General features: G+C 39.0%; 27 protein-coding genes. 2 read left to right on the top strand and 25 right to left on the bottom strand.

Going from position 1 to position 23,420, the window contains the following annotated elements; genetic code table 11:
• The first annotated feature begins 5 nt into the window (after positions 1 to 5).
• A complete protein-coding gene (locus tag BK580_RS08510; protein ID WP_078379910.1) occupies positions 6 to 1,901 on the top strand; it encodes a sigma 54-interacting transcriptional regulator in 1,896 nt (631 codons plus the stop codon).
• A gap of 179 nt (positions 1,902 to 2,080) precedes the next feature.
• Here BK580_RS08510 and BK580_RS08505 read toward each other — a convergent pair whose 3' ends face one another.
• The 5 genes from BK580_RS08505 to mce form a co-directional block, all read right to left on the bottom strand.
• Entirely contained in the window at positions 2,081 to 2,551 is a 471-nt protein-coding gene (locus tag BK580_RS08505; RefSeq protein WP_078379909.1) for a chemotaxis protein CheW, read from the bottom strand.
• Between the two features lie 82 nt (positions 2,552 to 2,633).
• Positions 2,634 to 3,752 (bottom strand): M20/M25/M40 family metallo-hydrolase, encoded by a 1,119-nt coding sequence (locus tag BK580_RS08500; RefSeq protein WP_078379908.1) that lies wholly within the window; start codon positions 3,750 to 3,752, stop codon positions 2,634 to 2,636.
• Positions 3,753 to 3,833: 81 nt separating this feature from the next.
• Positions 3,834 to 4,319, bottom strand: coding sequence for a GNAT family N-acetyltransferase (locus BK580_RS08495; RefSeq protein ID WP_078379907.1), 486 nt, complete (start codon positions 4,317 to 4,319; stop codon positions 3,834 to 3,836).
• 64 nt (positions 4,320 to 4,383) lie between these two features.
• A complete protein-coding gene (locus tag BK580_RS08490) occupies positions 4,384 to 5,931 on the bottom strand; it encodes an acyl-CoA carboxylase subunit beta (RefSeq protein ID WP_078382695.1) in 1,548 nt (515 codons plus the stop codon).
• Entirely contained in the window at positions 5,927 to 6,346 is a 420-nt protein-coding gene (mce, locus tag BK580_RS08485) for a methylmalonyl-CoA epimerase (protein WP_408055240.1), read from the bottom strand. Before mce ends, BK580_RS08490 begins: the two co-directional genes overlap by 5 nt.
• A gap of 159 nt (positions 6,347 to 6,505) precedes the next feature.
• On the opposite strand from mce, the gene prli42 reads away from it, so the two are divergent.
• Positions 6,506 to 6,598: a stressosome-associated protein Prli42 gene (prli42, locus tag BK580_RS23530; RefSeq protein ID WP_169864875.1), complete on the top strand. Its 93-nt coding sequence runs from the start codon at positions 6,506 to 6,508 to the stop codon at positions 6,596 to 6,598.
• Between the two features lie 46 nt (positions 6,599 to 6,644).
• On the opposite strand, the gene BK580_RS08480 is transcribed toward prli42, so the two are convergent.
• The 20 genes from BK580_RS08480 to BK580_RS08385 form a co-directional block, all read right to left on the bottom strand.
• A complete protein-coding gene (locus BK580_RS08480; protein ID WP_078379905.1) occupies positions 6,645 to 7,190 on the bottom strand; it encodes a hypothetical protein in 546 nt (181 codons plus the stop codon).
• Positions 7,183 to 8,043 carry a hypothetical protein gene (locus tag BK580_RS08475; protein WP_078379904.1) on the bottom strand — a complete coding sequence of 287 codons (861 nt, stop codon included), beginning with the start codon at positions 8,041 to 8,043 and terminating at the stop codon, positions 7,183 to 7,185. Before BK580_RS08475 ends, BK580_RS08480 begins: the two co-directional genes overlap by 8 nt.
• A gap of 38 nt (positions 8,044 to 8,081) precedes the next feature.
• The gene (locus BK580_RS08470) at positions 8,082 to 8,357 is read right to left on the bottom strand and encodes a hypothetical protein (RefSeq protein WP_078379903.1); all 276 of its coding nucleotides are present in this window, start codon (positions 8,355 to 8,357) and stop codon (positions 8,082 to 8,084) included.
• Between the two features lie 207 nt (positions 8,358 to 8,564).
• Positions 8,565 to 9,845 (bottom strand): TRAP transporter large permease, encoded by a 1,281-nt coding sequence (locus BK580_RS08465; protein WP_078379902.1) that lies wholly within the window; start codon positions 9,843 to 9,845, stop codon positions 8,565 to 8,567.
• Positions 9,842 to 10,321 (bottom strand): TRAP transporter small permease, encoded by a 480-nt coding sequence (locus BK580_RS08460; protein ID WP_078379901.1) that lies wholly within the window; start codon positions 10,319 to 10,321, stop codon positions 9,842 to 9,844. Before BK580_RS08460 ends, BK580_RS08465 begins: the two co-directional genes overlap by 4 nt.
• Positions 10,322 to 10,355: 34 nt before the next feature.
• The gene (locus tag BK580_RS08455) at positions 10,356 to 11,363 is read right to left on the bottom strand and encodes a TRAP transporter substrate-binding protein (RefSeq protein WP_078379900.1); all 1,008 of its coding nucleotides are present in this window, start codon (positions 11,361 to 11,363) and stop codon (positions 10,356 to 10,358) included.
• Between the two features lie 51 nt (positions 11,364 to 11,414).
• Positions 11,415 to 11,945 (bottom strand): FAD synthetase family protein, encoded by a 531-nt coding sequence (locus BK580_RS08450; protein ID WP_078379899.1) that lies wholly within the window; start codon positions 11,943 to 11,945, stop codon positions 11,415 to 11,417.
• Between the two features lie 27 nt (positions 11,946 to 11,972).
• Complete coding sequence (locus tag BK580_RS08445; RefSeq protein WP_078379898.1) at positions 11,973 to 12,164, bottom strand: 2-hydroxymuconate tautomerase; 192 nt, start codon at positions 12,162 to 12,164, stop codon at positions 11,973 to 11,975.
• Positions 12,165 to 12,180: 16 nt separating this feature from the next.
• On the bottom strand, positions 12,181 to 12,954 hold the full coding sequence (locus tag BK580_RS08440; protein ID WP_078379897.1) for a 2-keto-4-pentenoate hydratase: 774 nt from the start codon (positions 12,952 to 12,954) through the stop codon (positions 12,181 to 12,183).
• A gap of 16 nt (positions 12,955 to 12,970) precedes the next feature.
• A complete protein-coding gene (gene dmpG / locus BK580_RS08435) occupies positions 12,971 to 13,987 on the bottom strand; it encodes a 4-hydroxy-2-oxovalerate aldolase (protein ID WP_078379896.1) in 1,017 nt (338 codons plus the stop codon).
• A 13-nt stretch (positions 13,988 to 14,000) separates the two neighbouring features.
• Complete coding sequence (locus BK580_RS08430; protein ID WP_169864872.1) at positions 14,001 to 14,900, bottom strand: acetaldehyde dehydrogenase (acetylating); 900 nt, start codon at positions 14,898 to 14,900, stop codon at positions 14,001 to 14,003.
• Between the two features lie 402 nt (positions 14,901 to 15,302).
• Positions 15,303 to 16,088 (bottom strand): 2-keto-4-pentenoate hydratase, encoded by a 786-nt coding sequence (locus BK580_RS08425; protein ID WP_078379894.1) that lies wholly within the window; start codon positions 16,086 to 16,088, stop codon positions 15,303 to 15,305.
• 15 nt (positions 16,089 to 16,103) lie between these two features.
• Complete coding sequence (locus tag BK580_RS08420) at positions 16,104 to 17,579, bottom strand: aldehyde dehydrogenase (RefSeq protein ID WP_078379893.1); 1,476 nt, start codon at positions 17,577 to 17,579, stop codon at positions 16,104 to 16,106.
• Positions 17,580 to 17,635: 56 nt separating this feature from the next.
• On the bottom strand, positions 17,636 to 18,097 hold the full coding sequence (locus tag BK580_RS08415) for a RidA family protein (protein ID WP_078379892.1): 462 nt from the start codon (positions 18,095 to 18,097) through the stop codon (positions 17,636 to 17,638).
• Positions 18,045 to 19,100 (bottom strand): amidohydrolase family protein, encoded by a 1,056-nt coding sequence (locus BK580_RS08410; protein WP_078382694.1) that lies wholly within the window; start codon positions 19,098 to 19,100, stop codon positions 18,045 to 18,047. The genes BK580_RS08415 and BK580_RS08410 overlap by 53 nt, the downstream gene beginning before the upstream one ends.
• Complete coding sequence (locus tag BK580_RS08405; protein WP_078379891.1) at positions 19,091 to 19,630, bottom strand: 3-hydroxyanthranilate 3,4-dioxygenase; 540 nt, start codon at positions 19,628 to 19,630, stop codon at positions 19,091 to 19,093. The genes BK580_RS08410 and BK580_RS08405 overlap by 10 nt, the downstream gene beginning before the upstream one ends.
• Before the next feature lie 46 nt (positions 19,631 to 19,676).
• Entirely contained in the window at positions 19,677 to 20,426 is a 750-nt protein-coding gene (locus BK580_RS08400; protein WP_078379890.1) for an IclR family transcriptional regulator, read from the bottom strand.
• A gap of 91 nt (positions 20,427 to 20,517) precedes the next feature.
• Complete coding sequence (locus BK580_RS08395) at positions 20,518 to 21,993, bottom strand: 4-hydroxyphenylacetate 3-hydroxylase family protein (RefSeq protein WP_078379889.1); 1,476 nt, start codon at positions 21,991 to 21,993, stop codon at positions 20,518 to 20,520.
• Between the two features lie 15 nt (positions 21,994 to 22,008).
• Positions 22,009 to 22,494: a flavin reductase family protein gene (locus BK580_RS08390; RefSeq protein ID WP_078379888.1), complete on the bottom strand. Its 486-nt coding sequence runs from the start codon at positions 22,492 to 22,494 to the stop codon at positions 22,009 to 22,011.
• A 216-nt stretch (positions 22,495 to 22,710) separates the two neighbouring features.
• Positions 22,711 to 23,420 (bottom strand): group II intron maturase-specific domain-containing protein (locus tag BK580_RS08385; protein WP_268877368.1); only part of this gene is annotated, 710 nt, incomplete at its 5' end.

Raw genomic sequence — 23,420 nt, 5'->3', positions numbered from 1 at the left:
TTTATATGGACGCTCTAAAAAAAGAAGGCACCCCCTTGCAATATAAGGACTCTATTGTTCAAGATTGGATGGATGATGAATATTATTCCGTCCAAGTTAATGACTCTATTTTTAAAGCAGCTAAAATCATGTCGGAATATGAAATTACTAGTATTGCAGTAGTAAACAAAGATCGGACTGTAAAGGGGATTGTCTCCTCCTCGATAGTTATGAAAGCATTCTTAAGTGGTCTCCCCATAGAACAAGAGATTCAAAGTATTATGGTCACAGAGTTCACTACTCTATATGCTGATGAGCCAATAAATGAAGATTCTCTTTATTTCCCTACAGTTATTCCAGTGGTAGATAGAGAGAAAAGACTCATTGGTAGCTTTCCTTCAAAAAGAAAAATAGTCAATAAAGTCTTGGAACTCCATGAACAAAATCAATCTTTAGATCAGATTGTAAAAATGTACGAAGTTTGTTTCGATACAGCTTATGAAGGAATAACGGTGGTAGATGAAAATGGCATCATCCAACTTTTTAATAGCTCCTATAGCCGTTTCGTACGTATGAAAAAAGATGATGTGATTGGAAAACATTGTACAGAAGTAATCGAAAACACTAGATTGCCTGTAGTTCTTGAAACTGGAATTCCGGAACGTTCTAATGCAGTTATGTTGCAAGGGCAGGAAATGGTTGCCCATGTGATACCTATTTGGAAAAACACTAAAGTAATTGGTGCAATCGGAATGCTCGTTTTTGAAGGTGTTTCAGAGCTCGCTAAAGCCTTTGACAAGCTACAGGTTCTTAAGGAAACTAGCAATAAACAGTTCACGCTCGAAATACCTAAACAAGAGAAAGAGAAGATTACATTTGACAAAATTATTGGAGAGAGCAAATCAATAGGAGAAGTTAAAAAAATCGCGCGGAGAGCAGCGAAAACGATGGCAACGGTCTTAATTATCGGAGAAAGTGGTGTTGGGAAGGAGCTTTTTGCCAAATCTATTCATCACCTAAGTCCAGTAAAAAATGGCCCATTGATATCTTTAAACTGCGCGGCTATTCCTGATGAATTGCTTGAATCAGAGCTATTTGGATACGATCCTGGAGCGTTTACTGGAGCAAGCAAGGGTGGAAAACCCGGAAAGTTCGAATTGGCACATAACGGAACGTTGTTTTTAGATGAAATCGGGGATATGTCTCTTCACTTACAAGCTAAGCTCCTTCGTGTCCTGCAGGAGCAAAAATTCGAAAGGGTAGGAGGCATAAGTGAAATAAATGTGAATGTGCGCATTATTGCTGCAACAAATCAACCATTGGAGAAGCTTGTAGAAAAGGGAGCCTTTCGAAAGGATTTATACTATCGACTTAATATTGTTCCCTTGCATATTCCGCCCCTTAAAAATAGGAAAGCAGATATTCCTGTCCTTGTATCACACTTATTAGAAGCAGCCTCCAAAAAACATCATCTCTCTTCCATAAAGATAAGTAGAGAGGTCATGGAAAAATTCATTCAATATGATTGGCCAGGTAACGTTCGAGAAATGGCAAACATCTTAGAAAGCTTAGTTGTACTTACTGATCAAAACCAAATATTACTGCAGGACCTTCCGCCACACTTAACGAGCTATCTTATGCCTAACGAATATACAAAACCAACTAAGACTTCATCGCTAGCTAGTCAACCAACCTTAAGTACAGTTCGGGAATTGACCCAACAAAGCTATTCACTCCCACAAGGAAATATCGCAACCTCGGATTTGCTTGTTAATCAAAAGGAGGCAAATGATGAACTTGAGCGAGAACTTATTTTATCCATCTTGCAAAAAGTAGCAGGAAACAAATCAAAGGCTGCCAAAATTCTCGGCATCCACCGAACTACGTTATATAAAAAAATGGCAAAGTATCACTTGCAGTAAACTATAGTAAGGCACCTTAATCAAATCAGACAAGCACATTCCCTTCGCCAAAAGTATCACCTCTCCATGGCTTTTGGCGGAACTTGCTTGTGTGAACTAGCAAGATTATCACTACTCAAACTAAAAAAAGAGGTACCCTCCTACCTAAAGAGAACCTCCTTACTACCGTTAAGTGTTTTTTAACTAGTTGCTTGCTTTTCTACTTCTTCTTTAATTGTTTCTATTTCGCTAAGGTTATTAACTAGTATACTAGGATCAATAATAGCAATTAATCGGTTTTCTAAATTTACCATTCCACTTATATAGGCGGTAGTGTTGGCCGCAATTAAACTAAGCGGTTGAATATTTTCTTGTTGCACATCTAGGATTTCCTTTGCATCTTCTACTAATAGAGCAACAGAAAGATCAGTCGTTTGCACAACAATTACTCTCGTTTTTTCGGTAAGAGTCGTAGGTGTATTAAAAAGTATCTGGCTTGTATCTAGTACTGGAATCAATTCATCTCTTACCTTCATAAGACCTTTCATAAAGGTAGGCATTTCAGGGATCGGTGTTACGCTAGCTAGTTTTTCAATGGAAACGACAAACTCCACAGAAACACCATACTCTTCTTCATTCGCTTGAAAGATAACTAGTTTTTTAGGTTCCATGACTTTTCTCCTATCAACGCTTTTCTTTCATTATAATTCAACCATGAAAAAAAAGCTTGGCATTTCACCAAGCTTCCCTTACTTACTTTGCAACTTCTTTCATGATACTTACGACAAGCTCTGTCGTTTTAACTAATTCTTCAATTGGCATTCTTTCATTGGTTGTATGGATTTCTTCGTAGCCAACAGCTAAGTTGACAGTCGGAACACCGAATCCAGCAATTACATTCGCATCGCTTCCGCCGCCACTTTTTTGTAACTCAGGAGTTCTTCCAATGGCTGTAACAGCACGTTTGGCAACCTCTACTACGTGATCTCCTGCTGCAAATTTGAAACCAGGGTACATAATATCAATGGTTACTTCTGCACGTCCACCCATATTTACTGCAACTGTTTCGAAAGCTTCTTTCATTTTGGCAACTTGCACTTCCATCTTTTCAGGTACTAGAGAACGTGCCTCTGCTAAGATATCTACGCGATCGCACACAATGTTTGTTGGACCGCCACCTTCAAAGCGACCAATGTTTGCAGTTGTTTCCTCGTCAATACGACCTAGTGGCATTTTCGCAATGGATTTTGCTGCAATCGTAATGGCAGAGATTCCTTTTTCTGGAGCAACACCAGCATGAGCTGTTTTTCCATAAATAGTTGCTTTTACTTTTGCTTGTGTAGGTGCAGCAACGATAATGTTGCCGACTGTTCCATCACTGTCTAAAGCAAAGCCATATTTCGCTGTTACCATTGCCGGATCGAGTGCTTTAGCTCCAACAAGTCCTGATTCTTCCCCAGCTGTGATAATGAATTGTACCGTTCCATGCTCGATATTGTTTTCTTTTAGTACTTTTACTGCCTCTAACATTGCTGCAAGGCCAGCTTTATCATCTGCCCCCAAAATTGTTGTTCCATCTGTTACAATATAGTCATCCTTAATGGAAGGTTTTATTCCTTTTCCAGGTACAACTGTATCCATGTGGGAGGTGAAATAGATAGTGTCTACTCCTGTCTTTGTCCCTTCAAGCGTACAGATAAGGTTACCAGCACCGTGCCCTGTTACATTCATTGTGTCATCTTCTATTACGTTAACACCTAAAGCAGAGAATTTCTCTTTTAATACTTTACAAATTTCAGCTTCAAATCTTGTTTCAGAATCTACTTGAACAAGCTCTAAAAATTCTTCAACTAATCTGTCTCTATTAATCATATGTATGTTCCTCCTACCACTTTTTAAATCCTTCCTTATTATAACCTATTTGAGAAAAACTTTTCTACGGAACAAGCTCCCTTAATCCAATTGGCGTGTATCAAACTCCTGAATAGACCGTCTATGCTCATCATATCGTTCTAGATAGGAGTTACTAGTGAATTCTCGGATTGTTTTGCGCCAAAATGCTTGTGCTGGATAATTGTTTTGAATTTGGAAAACTTGCCATTTCCCTTCAAACATCGAAAATAGCCTTTGGGCAGCAATTCGACCAAAGCCTTTTCCATGGTATTTCCTTATGATGAAAAATTCTTCTATTACATTCGGAGAGTCTCCTGTGCCTTCTTCTAAAAGGGCAAACCCGACTATTTCCTTCTGATAGTTGATAAAAAATGCACGGTAAGACGTGTTTATCTGCCAATATTTTTGTAAATCAAACGGCTTATAGCTACCGTCGTTTTCTAACTTAATATCGTCATTAAATCTTGTAAACTCATAGATATAGAATTGAATGAGCCGTTGTAAAACTTCCTCTTCTTCTTTTCTCACACTCACTAGATTAATCAACAGGCTTCTTCCTCTCATCTGCTATAAAAGAAGATAGCAGGATGCACCTACTATCTTCCTTACATTAAAGTGGGATATTCCCATGCTTTTTAAATGGTCTAGATTCTTTTTTGTTACGCAGCATTTCGAGAGACTGGATGAGTTTAATTCTTGTTTCTCTTGGATCGATTACATCATCGACCATTCCTTGGCTTGCTGCAACATAAGGATTGGCAAATTTCTCACGATACTCCTCGATTTTTTGCGCTCTTGTTTCTTCTGGATTTTCGCTTTCGTTAATTTCACGTGCAAAGATAATATTTGCAGCACCTTGAGGTCCCATTACCGCAATCTCCGCATTCGGCCAAGCAAATACAAGATCTGCTCCAATGGACTTACTGTTTAAGGCAACATAAGCCCCACCATATGCTTTTCGTAAAATAACGGTAAGCTTTGGCACCGTAGCTTCAGAGTACGCATAGAGAATCTTTGCTCCATGGCGAATGATTCCACCATGCTCTTGCTTAACTCCTGGGAAGAAACCAGTTACATCTTCAAAAGTAATAAGCGGAATATTGAAGGAATCACAAAAACGGATAAATCTCGCTGCTTTGTCAGAGGAGTCGATATCTAACCCTCCTGCCATCACTTTTGGTTGATTACAAACGAGCCCAACGACTTCACCCTTCAATCTTGCTAAACCAACCACGATGTTTTTGGCGAAATCTTTATGGATTTCCATAAAAGAGCCTTCATCTACTACTTGATTAATTACAATTCTTACGTCATATGGTCTAATTGCATCAAAAGGGATGGCGTCTGATAGCTCAGGACGGTAATCATCCCCCTCTTCACATGAAATGCGCTCTGGCTTCTCTTCATTATTTTGAGGAAGATAGCTTAAGAGGTTTCTAACCTGAGCCAGAACTTCCTCTTCAGAGGGACTTGAAAAGTGAGCACTTCCACTTATTGAATTATGAACTTTCGCTCCACCTAATCCTTCTGAACTAATCTTTTCACCAGTAACAGTTTCAATCACTTTTGGTCCAGTTATAAACATTTGACTTGTCTTTTCCACCATGAACACAAAATCAGTGATGGCAGGAGAATACACCGCTCCGCCAGCACAAGGTCCCATGATGACAGAGATTTGGGGAATCACGCCGGAATAGATAGAATTTCGATAAAAGATGTGACCATACCCATCAAGAGAAAGGACACCTTCTTGAATTCTCGCTCCTCCAGAATCGTTCAATCCGACAATTGGCGTACCATTTTGAGCCGCCATATCCATAACATTCGCAATTTTCTTTGCGTGCATTTCCCCTAATGCCCCACCAAACACGGTGAAATCTTGCGAGAATAGATAGATTGGCTTGCCATTTACTTTTCCATAACCCGTTACTACCCCATCTCCCGGACCTTTTTTTCCTTGTAATCCAAAATCATTGCAACGGTGCTCGATGAAAGGGTTAAGCTCTACAAAAGTCCCCTCATCTACTAAAAGTTCAATTCGCTCTCTGGCTGTTAGCTTCCCTTTTTCATGTTGCTTATCAATTCGTTCGTCTCCGCCACCAAGCTCGACCTCGCGACGTTTATCGTATAACTCATTTATCTTTTCATAAATATCAATTGTCATGTTGTTTCGCCGCCTTTTCACAAAATTCCACTAATACCCCGCCGCTTGCCTTTGGATGCATGAATGCAATATTAGCACCACCTGCTCCTACTCGAGATGTCGAATCTATCATCGCAATCCCTTTATCCACCATTTCTTGAATTCGCTCTTCGATGTTATCTACACTTAAAGCCACGTGATGAATACCTTCACCACGTTTTTCAATAAATTTTGCAACAGCACTTTCTGGAGATGTCGGCTCTAATAATTCAATCTTGCAATTCCCCGCATGAATGAAAGCCACTCGAACCCGTTGACTAGCAACATGCTCAACTGTTTCAAAGGTCAGACCTAAAGTTTCTGTATAAAATGGAAGCGCTGTCTCAATTGACTTCACAGCAATCCCAATATGATTTATATTTTTAATCATGTCCATCCCCCTTGTTGTAAGTCGCTTAACTATGACTCTATAACATTTCGACTTTTTCTGCAAAAATCCTCCTTTATTCTAGAATCTCTCACCTTGAGAATAGACAAGTTTCCATGTACAATAAGAAGAGCATAAAAGAATGAGGAGTGACAAGACTCAATGAGCAGAAAAACACAAAAAGTAATCGTGTACCTAATGATTGGCGTAATGCTAATTACAACCCTACTAGCTGGAGCTTCTATGTTTTTTTAATAGATTAGACGAAAAAACCGAGCCATCAACAAAAGGCTCGGTTTTTTTATGCTGCTAATATATTTCTGTATTGACGAACTAATAGAATAATCATGATTTCCATGAAGAAGGTGACGAAACTAATTAGTATGATAACGGTGATACTCACTAGCTCCTCCAAGTTCAAGATAAATGGAAATGTGATTAAATAAATCAAGGAGACCGTGGCATAAATGTTGATTCTCTTTTTCGTACTCCCAACTATCGTTACTAGCCCCTTTTCTTCGGCCTTTGCTACGAATCCCTTCATCAATTCAAAAATGAGGAGAATATGAAAGATGGTTAAAACAACAATATAGATAGATTCTGCAAAAAACGCTGGACTAAATTGAATTGCATCAATTAAATTCATTCCCAGGTTAAAGATGGTAGGTAGCGAAAGTACAGCAAGCCAAACAGCCCAATTCCTTGCTTTTTCCAACCCAAGCTGAGATGTCCCAGAAGCAATCATCATGTAGCCGATGATATCTGGTAGTAAATTAATAAACCCAATATTTATATTAATTAGCACGATGACTAATCCCAATGTTATTTTGTTAAACCCACTATTCATCCTGATCACCACTAGCCACTTTGATTAATTCCTGTAACTCTTTTTTCGAAATATAAGGGCGGTATTGAATTGACAACTGATGCTCAAACTCTTTTCCATCCGCTGTTTTTCCTAATAAAGTAGGTGCTAAATAATAATGGTGGAAGCGATTGAAATTTCCTTCAGTGAATTGAAAGCGATGTTCGACTTCGAGCCAGTCCCCTTGATTTAAGACCTTAGGAAATAAACTAGAATCAATCTGGGAATCTATTATTTGTAATTCTTCTTTATTCATCCATAATTGAATACTATTTTCAAGCTTATCAAGGAAAGAAAATTTCAAATCAGTAATAGTAATACTTTCCGTAGCTCTCACCATATCAAAACCATTGTGGTCACTAGAGCTTCCAGTAGAATGCATCTCGAAAGGCCCACGCTTATCTGAATATAGCTTGATTTCTCCAATCGAATAAGTCTTGACTTCACCATTAGGCTTAAACGTTCTCATTTCCGTTAAGACGATGTCGTCGTATTTCCCCTTGGTGATATCTTCATGTTGAATTTGAAAACCAATACTTTTTACAGAATGATGCGAAAAATTTTGCTCATCCCGTACTTGCCCATGTCTCGTTATCAAATGCCGATAGTCGAGCTCTTCTAATTCGGGAAATTCAACAAAACTTAAATCTACTGGATCATTTTTATTCGTAATATAGTAAATTTCAAAATAATAATCGTCCGAAAGTGGCAATTCATAGAAATGCTGCAACACAATCGGCTCATCTAGTTGCTGACTTGCAAAATAAACGGTGTTTCCTATCCAACTTAGGAAAAGAATAATGATGCCAATACGAAGAATTTCCACTACTTTCATATTTAAATTGATTCTCCTGACTAACGTGAAATAATTTGCTAATTTCTTGCTTTCTCTAAAGCTTGATAGATTTTTTGTTCATATTTATTCGGGTTTTTTTGTAGTTTTTTCTGATTTAATTTTCCTATTATGTATCGCACATCTTGATCCTTGCTTATTAACTTTTGAAAGCTTTCATTTTCTAAAAATCTCGTAAACCAATCATATTGCTTTAAATGTTCAATATTCTTTTCAATTACTTCTTCCGTAACGTTCTTTGAAAATATCATAAAAACGTTTGCTATCCCACCTATTAATTGATAAATTATTTCCATCTTTTGCTCCTTATGCACCTTTACACACGGCATTTTTTTCCTATTATAACTTATTTAGTAACAAATTAGCGTGTATTTTGAACAAAAATTATGGAATATCTTTGTGCGTGGAGATGTTGGAAGAACGATATTTGAGTAAAAAATCGACATACAAAAAGCAGCGAATCGTTAGCGCTGCTTTTTACTATTTTCATAGTTACTACTTCCTTAAAAACCAAGCATTCTCGGGATAATTAATACCGCATCTGACCAATAAGTGATGATTAATAGAATAAAAATCCCCATTATTAAGAAAGGAGTGGTTGCTCTTACTAGTCTTTCAATTTTCACTCCTGTAATGGAGGATACGATGAATAGTCCTGTACCAACTGGTGGAGTTAAAAGACCAATCGTTAAGTTAATACAGATAATAACCCCAAAATGAATAGGATCAATATTAAATGCAATTACTAGAGGCATTAATACTGGAATGAGAATAATTAATGCTGCAATCCCGTCTAGCACCGCTCCAAGTAATAGTAACATTAGATTGACGAGTAGTAAGAAAACTAAAGGATTATCTGATAAGGATAAAAATCCATTCGCAAACATTTGTGGTATTTGTTCAAAAGCAATCATCCAACCAAATATATTGGCCATTGCGATTAAAAAAGTAACCGTCGCAGTACTCACAACCGTATTAATCAGCAACTTCGGAATATGTTTCCATTTTAATTCTTTATACAAGAAGGTTCCAACTAATAATGCAATTAAACAAGCGACAGCTGCTGACTCTGTTGGTGTAAATGCACCACTTAAAATACCGAAAATAATAATAAATGGTACAGAGAGAGCAGGGATTACATACAAAGCATGCCTTAGCACTTCTTTGATAGAAGCACGCTCACTTTTAGGGAAATTGTACTTGTAGCCTAAATAACCAATTAGTCCTATAAACCCGATTCCATACATAATACCTGGGATAATACCTGCCATAAATAAACCACCAATAGAGGTTCCAGAGAGTGTACCGTAAATGATAAAAATCATACTAGGAGGGATTATCGGAGCAACAATGGAAGATGCCAAAGTAAGGGCAGCAGAGAATTCCTTATTATATCCCTCTTTTTCCATTTCTGGAACCATTACTTTACTCATCATTGCTGCTTGTGCATTAGCTGAACCTAAAATGGAGGCAATAATCATATTAGAAATAATCGTTACATATGCTAAGCCCCCGCGAACATGGCCTATTAATACCTTTGAGAATTTTACTAGTCTCGTTGTAATCCCTCCGCTATTCATCAGCTCACCAGCTAGCATAAATAGGGGAATCGCTAATAGCCCAAAGTTCTCTAGACCCGAAAACAAACGCATTGGAGTAGATTGAAGCAACACAGGGCTGCCTACTAGTAAAAAGTATAGAACTGTTGTCATTCCTAAAACGATGGAAATTGGGATACCAATGAGCAGGAATACAAAAAACAATAAGATTACGAGAATCGTCATTTTGTTTCCCCCTCTCGGATCACGTTTAGTAGATTTGTTATGATATGAATCGTTGCAAAGGTTAAGCCAATTGGTACTGCGCTAAAAGGGATCCACATCGGCAACAACATAGCACTAGATTTTTGCAGGGCTACATTGGGAGATAGTATCCACTTATAACTAAAGTACAAAATGATAAATAAGAACCCAAGCATACTAATATGTCCTAGAATAATTAAACTTTTTTTTACTCGTTCAGAAACAAAATCTAATAAAAATGTGACAGAAGCTTGGGACTTATATTTCAACCCCAAACTTCCTCCAATAAAACTAGTCCATATTAATAGAAAAATTGATACTTCCCCTGCCCATGATAAGGGGGAGTTAAGGAAGTATCGGAACGCAACAGCAACTATAACAATAACCACCATACAAAGCATTAAAAATGCTCCTAAATACTTTTCTACCTCGGCAATTGTATCGCTGATTTTATTCATCCGTTTGTCTTCCCCCTTCCTAATCAAACACAATTTACTTTCTGAATGTTTCGATAAATTCCTTGATAAGTGGGTCTAACTCTTTATACTTTTCATCAAACGCAGCTATTTGATCAGCGAAAACGGATGCAGGAATATCATAGATTTTCATTCCATTATCGCTTAAGGTTGTTCTGAATTCTTCCTCTTGAGCAGAACGCGTAGACACTGCAAAATCTGTCGCTACCGCTAATGCTTCACGAATTATTTTTTGATCTGCTTCTGGCATACCTTCAAAGGTAGACTTATTCACTGTCACAACAGCTGGCCATACCATGTGATTTGTTACAGCACCATAGTCCACTACTTCAAAATATTTATTCGTAATCGCTGCATCTAAATCCATATCCATTCCATCAATTACACCAGTTTGAACAGCTGCATACACTTCTGGAAGGGGTAAGCCTTCAGGTGATGCTCCTGCAGAGCGGTAAAAATCTTGCATTGGGGGACTTGGCGTTACTCGAAGCTTTAGTCCAGACATATCTTCTGGTGTTAATACTTCTTTATCTTTAAAAAGCATCACTCGTTGACCGGCAAATAAATAATCTAGTCCAATTAGACCTTGCTCATCTAATGTGCCTAGAATCTTTTTTGCAACATCAGTTGTTCTTGCCTCATGTGCTGCGTTAATGTCCTTGAACGCATAAGGCATAAACCATGCTGCAAAAGAAGGAGAACGGGAGCTCATGTATGCTGCAGTGATTAATCCAAAATCAATTGATCCCGCTTCAATTTGTTGAACCATATCTGCTTCGGTTCCTAATTGACTAGCTGGGTAAATCTCCACTTTCATTCTTCCGTCAGATTTACTTTCCAGCTCTTCTGCAAATTTTTCAGAAGCTATATGCCACATATGTGAGGTTGGTGTAATATGTGCTAGTTTAAACGTATATGATTTATCTGCTCCATCTCCACTTGATTGACTTCCTCCACAGGCAGCCACAATTAACAGTAGTGATATAACCAATACTAACGATAAGTTGCGTTTCATCTTTTTCATCGTACTCCCCCTAAAATTCCAATTACGAGCATATGTGTTAGATAGGTTCTATTACACTGGCCAACCTAGTAAAGAAAATGCTCGTTTATTTTCCCCGTTCACTACTAACTCTCTAATTCTTGTAGAAGAAATAACTTCCCCAGCAGAACAATAGAAAGGTTCTATCACCTTCACTTGAAAATGCTCCTTTAGAAGGTGTATATCACCAGTCCGCTTTTTCCCAAAACGAAATCCACTTCCAACGACAATTAGAATTGGATTTAACAACTTCAATTCCTGAATAAACTGTGCAGCACTTTTTTGCAGATAGTCTTCATTGAATGAAGCAACTATACAATGATCAATTCCTAATCCTTGTATCCTTCTGATTTTTTCATGTATTGGCGTTAGAATATGGGCATTTTGAAAGTACACTCTTGGGGGAGGATCAAAGGTATAAACAACACTTGGAAGATTAAAACGACGTCCCTTTTGTACGATTTCCTTAATAAGCGTTTGGTGTCCTCGATGAACACCATCAAACGCTCCTATAGTAACAATGGATTTAGGCAATTTAATGCTCTCGGCTTTGTGTATCTGCATCTACTAACCTCCAAGCTTCAAGCTCTATTAAATTTCGCTTTCCGCCTTTGTTTTACCAGCAGTTCCCCAATTCTCTTTCGGGATTTCCAATAGTAATACTCTTACTTTTTCCGGAGAAGTATCGAGACTTTTACTTATTGCTGCCGTTACATTTTTAATTAACACTTGCTTTTTTTCGCTACTTCTCCCTTCTAAAAGGTGAATATGAGCGATTGGCATGAAACTTACCTCCTGTCTACTGTTCAATGTGCAGCTTGAGCGTTCCTAATTTATCATAGTGAACTTCTATTACATCTCCAGCGTAGACATTAATTGCTTCTGTAATCCCACCGGCCAAAACGACCATGCCAGGTTGTACAGAAAGACCCTCTTTATTTAACATTTTGACGAGTTCGACAATCGACTTTACAGGATGATCTAAAACAGCTGCACCGACCCCTGACTGAACAACTTCTCCATTACGGCGCATTTTCACTTCGACAGTATCCCATGAAGTAAAATAAGGAGAAAATGCCTGATTACCTAAAATAAACTTGGAGGAAGAAGCATTATCGGCAATAACATCCTCTAAAGTGAAAGAAAAATTTCGATATCTACTATCGATTACTTCTATTGCAGGAAAAATACATTCTGTTGCCATCCACACATCTCGAACAGTAATATGTTCTCCTTTTAATTCTCGGTTAAGTACAAAGGCGAATTCCGGTTCTACTCTCGGATGAATTAGCGGTCCGACATGCAATGTTGACTCCGTTAATTCCATAGAGGAAGTAAGTCTACCGTATATTGCTTCTTCTACTCCTACAGAAAGTTGCTTTGCTTTGCTTGTAAGACCCATTTTCCAGCCAATTAATCGATCTCCATTTTCGATTGCTTGCTCCATACTTAGTTTTTGGATTTCATATGCATGATCCGTATTCATTTTTGGATGGGACAACGTTATTTTATCCATCTCTTGACCCTTTTGTTGATGCTGTGCAACCTGCTTAGCTATTTGTAACAAATCCACTATTAACTTACCTCCTTTAAACGTTTACTCTTTTTTGAGCAATTTCAGCTGCTACATCGACTATCATGTCTTCTTGGCCACCTACTACCTTACGCTTGCCTAATTCTATTAAAATGTCTTTTGCATCTATCTGAAATTGTTTTGCAGCGCGGTTTGCATGAATTAAAAAGCTAGAATATACTCCTGCATAGCCGAGAAGTAAGCTTTCTCTTGTAATCTCTTGTGGCTTTTTTAGAATAGGAGCAACTATTTCTTCTGCTACATCCATCAATTTATACACATCAATTCCAGTTTTTTTATTTAATCTATCTAAGACTGCTACCAGAACTTCCGTCTGTGTATTCCCAGCCCCCGCTCCTAAACACCGAACACTTCCATCGATTCTAGTAGCCCCTTCTTCTATAGCGATTAACGAATTAGCCATAGCTAAAGACAGATTATTATGTGCGTGAAAACCGATTGGAACATCTAAGCTTTGGCGTAAACTACGGATTCTTTCTCTAACTTGATAGGGCAGAAGCGCTCCAGCAGAATCTACCACATATACAGTGTCCGCTCCATAGCTCTCCATTAAATTTGCTTGTTCTACTAACTTTTCTACAGATGCCATATGGGACATCATGAGAAATCCAACCGTTTCCATTCCTATTTCTTTCGCGTATGTGAGATGTTGCTTCGAAACATCTGCTTCTGTAACATGTGTCGCAATTCTTGCAACCTTCGCACCACGAGTCGCGGCTTCTTTTAAATGTTCAACTGTTCCGATTCCAGGTAATAATAAAACAGCAATCTTCGCTTGGTGTACAACATTGACTGCGGCACTTATCAAATCCATTTCATTTGTAAGTGAAAGTCCATATTGTAAGGAGGATCCACCGAGTCCATCTCCATGTGCAACTTCGATATAAGGAACATTTGCTTTATCTAATTCTCTTGCTACTAACTCTACTTGTTCTATCGTATATTGGTGACTAATGGCATGACTACCATCTCTTAATGCTACTTCCGTGATCCATAAATCGCGCTCTGACACGCTACCCCGCCTTTCATGTAGCTTTTATCGTTCGGCTCATTTCACCTATTAACCGTTTTGCCTTTTCTTCCGCGACTTTCACTGCCGCAGCTGTCATAATATCGAGGTTTCCAGAATAGGAAGGGAGATAATCTCCAGCACCCTCTACTTCAAGGAAAACACTTAGTTTATTACCATCAAAAATTGGATCTGTTCTTAGTCTGTATCCAGGAACATATTGTTGAATTTCTTCTACTCGCTTTTTGATAGATTGAATGATTTGCGCTTCTTTTCCATTTACATCTTTCACAAGGCAATAGACCGTATCTCGCATAATAATTGGAGGCTCTGCGGGATTCAGAATGATGATTGCCTTCCCTCTTTTTGCACCTCCTATTTTTTCAATAGCACGTGCAGTTGTTGTCGTAAATTCATCAATATTAGCACGGGTCCCAGGGCCTGCACTTTTACTTGCAATTGTTGCTACAATCTCAGCGTATTCTACATCACAAATTTGATTCACAGCATGGACAATTGGAATAGTTGCCTGACCACCACATGTAATCATATTTACAATGGGCGCATCGATGTGATTTTTTAAATTTACCGTGGGGACAACAAATGGTCCTACGGCAGCCGGAGTTAAATCGAGTATGTGTTTTCCCGTTCCCTCCAACGCCTCTGCATGATGTAGGTGAGCTTTTGCCGATGTAGCATCAAACAAAATATCTGCTAGATCTTGTCGTTCAAGAAAGCCCTCTATTCCATTCATTATAATGTGATGGCCATACGCCTTAGCGCGACGTAATCCATCTGATTGTGAATCTATCCCGATCATTGTTGTCATTTCCAACACTTTAGAGCGGTGAAGTTTAATCATTAAGTCGGTCCCAATATTTCCTGACCCGATAATTCCAACCTTTATTTTTTTCACGCTTTTTTTCATCCCTTCCTTCTATTTTGAAGCTACCCTGAAAATACGATGTCACCTTTAAACTCCCTGATGATTTCCGTGCCAGGCATTCGCTTTCCGCGGGCGGTTCGGGAGCCTCCTCCTCGGCGTAAAAGCGCCTGCGGGGTCTCCCGAAACTCGCTGCCTTCCGCAGGAGTCTCACGCCTTGCACTACAATCATCAGGGGCGACGGGGAATCATTGCGATTAACGATCCGAGTTCCATTTTCATCCGCCATGGTGCAAATTTGGTTTGCATGGGTGTCTACCCTGAAAATACGGTGACTCCTTTGAACACCCTGTTGATTTCCGTGCTAGGTGGCAGCGATCGCGGGCGGTTGCACTCCAATCATCAGGGGCGGTTTACCAAAACGTTCATACTATTTTAGTCAAAGCGCACTTCTACTTCTCCAAGGCTATCAAACTTTGCAAAAAAAACGTCTCCCTTATTAGCATTTACAGCAGCGGATAACGCACCAGATAAAATAACCTCATTTGCTTTTAAGTGGATTCCGTATGTCGTTAATTTATTGGCAAGCCATGCCACGCAGTACGCTGGATTACCTAATGCTGCTTTGCCAACCCCTTCATTTTCTAAAACTCCATTTCTATATAACTCCATTTTTATTTCCTTCAAGTCGACCTCATCCAGAGCTAACTTTTTCTCGCCTAAAACATATAGACCAGAAGAGGCATTATCTGCAACCGTATCGCAAAGCTTGATTTTCCAGTTCTCCACTCGACTATCAACGATTTCAATTGCTGGTTGGATATAATCAGTAGCCTCTAGTACGTCTGCTACTGTCACATTTGGCCCGATTAAGTCTTTCTTCAGAACAAAAGCAATCTCCGCTTCTACTTTAGGCTGCAAAAGGCTATCTCGAGAAACAGTTCCTCCATTACAAATTTCCATACTATGAAGTAAATGCCCATAGTCTGGTTCATCTACCCCCAATAACTGTTGCATTGCTAGAGATGTTAGGCCGATTTTTTTCCCGCTTATTACTTGCCCCTCAGATATTTTCTTTTCGATAGTTGCTAGCTGGATTCTATATGCTTCATCAATGGTTAAATTAGGCGCTAGTTCTGTTAAAGGACGGACTCCTTTTTTGGTTTCTTCTGCACTAATTAAAATATCTGATAGATCTTTTGTTTCAATAGCCAATGACATTCACTCCTTTTACGCTTATAACTTTACTGTGACGTTTGAAAGTTCACTATAAAAATCGAAACTATGCATCCCGCCTTCTCTCCCTATGCCACTTTGCTTCATACCACCAAATGGTGTACGTAAATCTCGTAAATACCATGTGTTAATCCAGATGATTCCTGCCTCAATTTCTCGTGCAACGCGATGGGCGCGACGTAGGTCGTTCGTCCAAATGGTCGCCCCTAAACCATAATGCGTGTCATTGGCTTGTTCTACTACCTCTTCTTCAGTTTCAAATGGCAGAACGGTAACAACCGGACCAAAAATTTCTTCTCGAACACATCTCGCCGTTCGATCGAGACCAACCACTATCGTAGGGGAGATAAAATACCCCTTCTCTAATTCCTCAGGTCTAGCACCACCTGTTAAAATCGTACCTCCTTCCTCCACAGCAATATCGATGTAGGAAAGGACTCGTTCATAATGTTCTTTACTGATTACAGCGCCAACTTTTGTAGCTGGATGGAACGGATCACCTGTCTGTAACTCTTTTGTTTTTGCTACAAATTTTTCAATAAAGCTCTCATACACAGTACTCTCTACATAGATGCGTGAACCACAAAGACAAACTTCCCCCTGGTTCATGAAGCTGGACTTTAATGTCGTTTCAATTACTTCATCTAAATCAGAATCAGCAAAGATAATATTGGGATTTTTCCCACCTAGTTCATAGGAAAGCTTTTTTAACGTTGGTGCTGCTGCCTTCATAATGGCAGAACCTGTCTTGGTTTCACCTGTAAAGGTTATCGCATCCACATCTGGATGTTCCGTTAATGCTGAACCTGCTGAATCTGCCCCAAATCCGTGTACAAGATTTACTACACCATCTGGTACTCCCGCTTCTTTGCAAATTTCAGCTAAAACCGTTGCTGTCATTGGCGACCATTCCGCCGGCTTCATAACTGCCGTATTTCCAGCTGCCAGACAAGGAGCTAGCTTCCACGTTAATAAAAGTAGTGGAAGGTTCCACGGATTAATCATTCCGACGACTCCTACTGGTCGACGAATGGAATAATGAAGTGCTACCTCATCCTGCTGGTACGACTCTCCGCCCATTGAGGTAAGAAAATCTGCAAAAAAATAAAAATTATAGGCAGATCGAGTAATGTCCATTTCAAGCGCTAGTTCAAAAGGTTTACCTGTATCAAGTGCTTCTAATGCAGCCAGTTCTTCTTTTCTCTTCATAATACCGTCGCCAATTCTTCTTAAAACATCAGACCGCTGTTTGGTTGTAAACTTTTTCCACGGACCTTTTAATGCTTTTTTGGCTGCCTTAACTGCTAAATCAATTTCTGCCTTTCCACCTTCTGCTACCTTTCCTAACACTTCTTCCGTTGCTGGATTGATATTTTCGAAGGTTTTTAGATTTAACGAATCGATGTATTCACCATCAATAAAGTGGCGACAATCAATCGGTTGGACTTTTTTCTTCCTTATTTCTTTTACCTGCATAGTAGCCACCGGTCCTTTCGAAAAGTGCCTCCCCCCTTAGAGGAGAAAGGCGTCTCTTAATCTTCCACTTCTACAATTAACTCGATTTCAATCGCTGTATTGTTCGGAAGCTGTGCCATGCCTACCGCTGACCTAGCATGCCTTCCCTTTTCACCAAATACTTCCACTAACAGATCAGAAGCTCCATTTATTACTTTTGGGTGATCTGTAAAGTCCTCCGTACAATTGACAAATCCGAGCATTTTGACAATCCGCTTCACTTTACTAAGCTCACCTAGCTCAACTTTAAGTACACTTAATAGATTTAACATAGATTGCTGTGATGCTTTATAGCCTTCAGCCACGGTAAATTCTCTACCTAATTTCCCGTGATATTGATCTACCCCTTGCCCAGCTGTAAAAATCAAGTTATCAACTCGGACATGACTAATATAGTTTCCAACGGCTGGACGAATGTGTTTAAGCTCAAGTCCTAATTGTTCTAGCTTCTCCTCTGGAGTCATCAGCTTTTGATTCATAGTCAAAATCGGTCTCCTTTAAGTTCAAGAATTGTAAAGCGTTTTTTCCTAAAAGCATGCTTTTGTCATGATCAGAAAGGTCTTCCATTCCATCTATTACTTTTCCAGGAGGAATTTCTCTTAATAAAAATGGATAGTCAGAACCCATAATGACCTTATCTAACCCAAAACGATCAATTAAATATTTGGTATTTAACGAATCATAATTAAGCGAGTCGAAATAGAAGTTTTTTGCATAATAACTAGGAGGATGAGTCGTTAACCTTAACTGTGGCCAAACGTCCCAGCCTTGATCTAGCCTTGGTAAAATGTAAGGGAAGGATCCACCGCCGTGTGCAAAACAAATTTTCAGTTTAGGAAACTTCTCCATTACGCCACTCCAAATTAAACTTGCTGCAGCTAAGGCTGTTTCACTTGGCATTCCAATTGTGTACATGAAATTGTGTCTTGGTGTTCTATCTTTCGCCATCGTTTCCCAAGGGTGGATAAATAATGGTACATTCCACTCCTCTGCCATTCGAAAAAACTCCGTTAAATGGGGGGCATCTAAATTTTCTCCATTCACATTTGTCCCGATTTCAATGCCCGCTAGGTTTAAATCATGCATACAACGATCCATTTCTTCAATCGCTACTTTCGTATCTTGAAGAGGCACTGTTCCTAAGCCAATAAATCGTTTTGGATACTCTTTCACCGTTTCAGCGATAAAATCGTTCTGGAGCTGTGCCATTTCAAGCGCTGCATCAGTATCCGCCCAATAAGAAAAGGTAACAGGAATCGGGGAAAGGACTTGAATATCTACCCCTTCACGATCCATATCTTGAATACGTTTATGCGGGCACCATACTTGATCGGTAACTTCTCTAAATACCTTTCCAGCAACCATGATATTCGCACCACATGTACAAGTTTGCTGTAATGTTGGCCAACGATCTCCTCCATGCTTTTTCGCAAAGTCAGGGAACTCTTTAGGAATGATGTGGGTATGAAAATCTATTCGCATTTCCACACATCTACTTCCTCTGGCATTACATGACCACAATGTTCACAAGTTCTTAGTTCTTCACTTCCATTAAATTGTTCAATAGCACCTTTTACTTGTGTTTCAATGTTCGTCAATTGAACCGTCACTCGATGCATTTCTTCGTTACATTGGTCACAAAACCATACAAAGTCTTCCAGTTCTCCTGTATCTCTTTTTCTTTCAAGAACAATGCCATACGTGTCTGCCACCCGATGAGGAGAGTGAGGAACATTAGCAGGCAGCATAAACATTTCTCCTTCTTTAACTGTGACAACCTCACGTTCCCCATTTTCATTAATACACTCTACATAGCAATCACCTTTTACTTGATAAAAGAATTCATCGGACGGGTCCACATGAAAATCCCTTCTTCGGTTTGGCCCACCAAGTAACATCGCGATAAACTCCGAATCTTCCCAAAGCACTTTGTTATTAACTGGCGGCTTTAATAAATGTTTATTATCCTCGATTACTTGTAAAATGTTTAACGTTCTTGATTTTAATGTCATTAAAATTCCTCCCTTTTCTTCTTCAAAAACCTATTTGTAAGCGTTATCATAAATTGCTAATATAACCTAACTCTTTTGAGATTTGTTGTGAAGTTTTTAAAACACTTTGGATGATAGACTGCTTTTGACTTCCTTGCATATAAGAAATTGGTCCGACCATATTTAATGCTGCTACCGTTTGCCCTGTATAAGAGTGAATAGGAGCTGCTATTCCGTATAATCCTAATTCATTTTCATTATTACTAATGGCATATCCTTGCTCCCTTATTTCATCAAGTTCTTTTTTCAATTTTTTAACACATGTAATCGTATTAGGAGCTCGTTGCAATAAACCTTTTGAAATAGTAGGTTGGATAAAAGTTGGATTAAATGACAGCAGAATTTTCCCTGTGCTCGTACAATAAGCCGGTTTCCTAGCACCTACGAATGTTGGAACAGATACCGAGTTTTTCGCTGATACCTTTAACACGAAACGCACTTCTCCTGCATCAAACATCCCGATATGTACCGTCCCGTTATACTGGCGAACAAGATCCTCCACTATAGGAATAGCCTCACTATAAATTTCTTGTTGGTACATTACATGATTACTCCACTCTAACAACTTCCATCCTAAACGGTACTTCTTTCGACTATCCTGGATAAGAATTCCTTCATGACATAAGGTGCTTACGATATGATGAACCGTACTTACATTCATTCCTAATTTCTCTGCAATTTCTTGATTACCTAATACCGGCTCATTACCAGTAAAACAGTCCAATATTTTCGAGACTTTTAGCACAGAGGAAATCATGTTTTCGCTCCTTTTATACACTGTTTTTTATTTAATGTCTGAATATACACAACATTCTATTATTAAACAAAAAACGTCAAATCCCTTTATTTCAAATTAGATTCTTCTCAGTTTTTGTCGTATTTCTGAGTGCCATCTCAGCCATTTCAAATTTATTTTTTCGCTTGTATTGGTTGTAAAAAATTGCTCTTTTTCTAATTGGATCACCTGTATAATAACGCTCGTACTGAAGCAAACGTTGACCAAATGCTTCCCCACATAAATCCCAAGCTAGTTTAAAAAGTCTTACACGTTCTTCCGCTGAAACTCCTTCACGTCCACCAAAATATTTATCTAAATCCGGTCTTAATTCCGGATTATCGAAGTCAGATCCCGTTGGTGACATTAGAAGGCCGCCAGCACCAATTACTTGCATTACCTCTATAGCCCGTGGATACATTTTTGGTAATAAGCCTCGAATGGTTTCTAATGGAGCAGGTGCAGGTCGATACTCCCCATCTTTCGTCACTTCATATTCATATTCAGAAACACGTAATAAAGCTCGAATGGTCTCAACCGCCTGTACTAATTCCCCTAAGTCGTTCTGTACATTAAGATAGCCATCTACCCCAATAGAATCTGCTACTTTACAAGCTACTTCTGTAGCAAATGCTAACTTCACATAACCTCGAACTCCTGACTGATGTGCTGGTTGTTGAGCAATACCAGTCATTGGATATAAAGAGTTAGCTGCTTCAACATTGTTATACATAAACACTCGATCCCAAGGAACTAGTACATCATTAAAGGCTAAAATCGCGTCCATTTCTTCATATCTTGAAGCGAGTGGGTGATCAAATAAGGAACGTTTCCCATCTTGCATCTGCTCTCGACAAATAATTCTTAATCCAGGAGTATCAATTGGTATCGCAAATGCAAGAGCATATCTTTCATCTCCTGGCTGGAATCCTGGAAATGAATAAATAATAACTTCATCTGTAATCGGAGCTAATGTAGCAAGCATTTTCGCACCACGAACAACTAGCCCTTCTTTTGTCTCCTTGACCGTACCTAAGTGTGTAAATATATCCTTTTGTTCATAAGATGCTTTACTACGGTCATTTTGCGGATTGATAATGGCATGTGTTAAAAATAAATCATTATCACGGACAAATCGGTAATAGTTTCGAATGTTTTTTGACCAATCTGGATTGTATTTATCAAGGAACCATGAATTGCTTGCCATCGATGTAATAACTACATTTAAGAAATCTGGCGTTCTTCCCATTAATCCAAAGGTGGCTCTTGCAAACGCTTCAAATAATGCGCTTCGAGCCATCAAATCTTCATGTGACCTTGGGACAAGGAACGCGTTATTTACTCGTTCGCCAGTTTCTTCACAAACATGCGTGATTTTATCTTGATAAGCTGGATCAAACTGCATATCATAAAGCTTGGCAATCTCATGGATCGGTTGTTTAAACACATCTTCATTGTAAAGGTCTGTCACCTTTCGTCCACCAAGCCAGATTTCTGGCCTTCTCGATTTTAATGCTTCGATATATTGCTCCCCAGTCCTAATCCCCATCTTCCGTCCCCCTAATTAACCCTCAATGAGCTTTTTTTCCATCTCTTTACTGTCATAAAATTTACCTTTATAAAATAAAAGCGCATTTCCTCCATTAACTGTAAACGCTTTCACTTTTCCTAAATAAAGAACATGATCTCCTGCCTCATAAGCCTGCCATGGTTCACACTCCATTGTTGCCAATGCGCCTTTAATTTTCGGACCTAGTTCGGTATCTTCCCATTCCATCTCTAAATCAATTTGTGGTCTTCCTGCAAATTGCCAAGCTATAGCTTCTTGATCAGAAGCTAAAATGTTAATAACAAATGGTTTGTTTTTCAAGGCTTCACATGCTCTTGCTTTGCAATCAATAGAAACCAACACAAGTGGTGGGTCCAAAGAGACTGAGGTAAAGGAGTTTACCGTAATCCCACTTCGTTGCTGTTCTCCTGCAGCCCAAGTTACAACTGTTACTCCCGTAGCAAAATTACCAAAACAATTTCTTAATGCTCGAGTATCCAATCAAACATCACCTCCATCTATTTCTTTTTACACTATAATCGGAAATATTTTTCTGAACAATCTTAAAATTTCAAATAGTGAAATTTAATATAATTTCTTTTACTTTTTTTTCATTCCATCATTTGAAATAAGCTATATGTAAATCGAGTAGGAGGGGATGACTAACCCCCGACCTCTCACACCACCGTACGTACCGTTCGGTATACGGCGGTTCAATTAAAATTGACGTAGACTTTGATATCTTGCATATAGACTTTTGAGCCCTTGGGAACTCCAATAGGAGTTCCCAAGGGTTCTGTGTAAGACTGGACTCTTGGAGATTCTCCAGTATTTCTTCCTAGAATTGCCCCATTCGTATGCTTTATATGGGTGAACTCCTAAACCTTTTAATTTCCTCACTTTGGTCTTCGGTTTCTTCCATTCTTTCCATACAATCATTCGTAGCCTTCTTCTTATCCACTCATCAAATTCTTTGAATTTGCTCGGTGTGTCTGCGAGGGCAAAGTAGCTGCACCACCCTACTAGGTATTGGTTTAGCTTCCTTATTCTCCATTCCATTGGGATTGGTTTAGAACGGGAAGTAAGAATTCTTATGTTAGCTTTAAGTCGTTTGATACTTTCGTTTGCTATCCGAACCTTAGGTTCTTTATGAATAGTAAAGCTAAAGCCAAGAAACTTACGCCTCCAAGGGCGGTCTACTGCCGATTTCTCTCGATTAACTTTTAGTTTCAGCTTCTTTTCAATGAAGTCAGTGATGGAGTTCATGACTCTTTCCCCTGCCTTCTTGGACTGAACATAAATGTTACAATCATCCGCATATCGGACGAAATTGTGGCCTCTGGATTCTAGCTCTTTATCGAGTTTATCCAAGAGGATGTTAGAGAGAAGAGGACTTAGCGGACCACCTTGAGGAGTCCCTTCTTCTA

Source organism: Sutcliffiella halmapala, from assembly GCF_002019665.1.
Taxonomy (GTDB): Bacteria; Bacillota; Bacilli; order Bacillales; family Bacillaceae_I; genus Sutcliffiella_A; species Sutcliffiella_A halmapala.
This window is presented reverse-complemented; position numbering and strand designations above follow the sequence as displayed.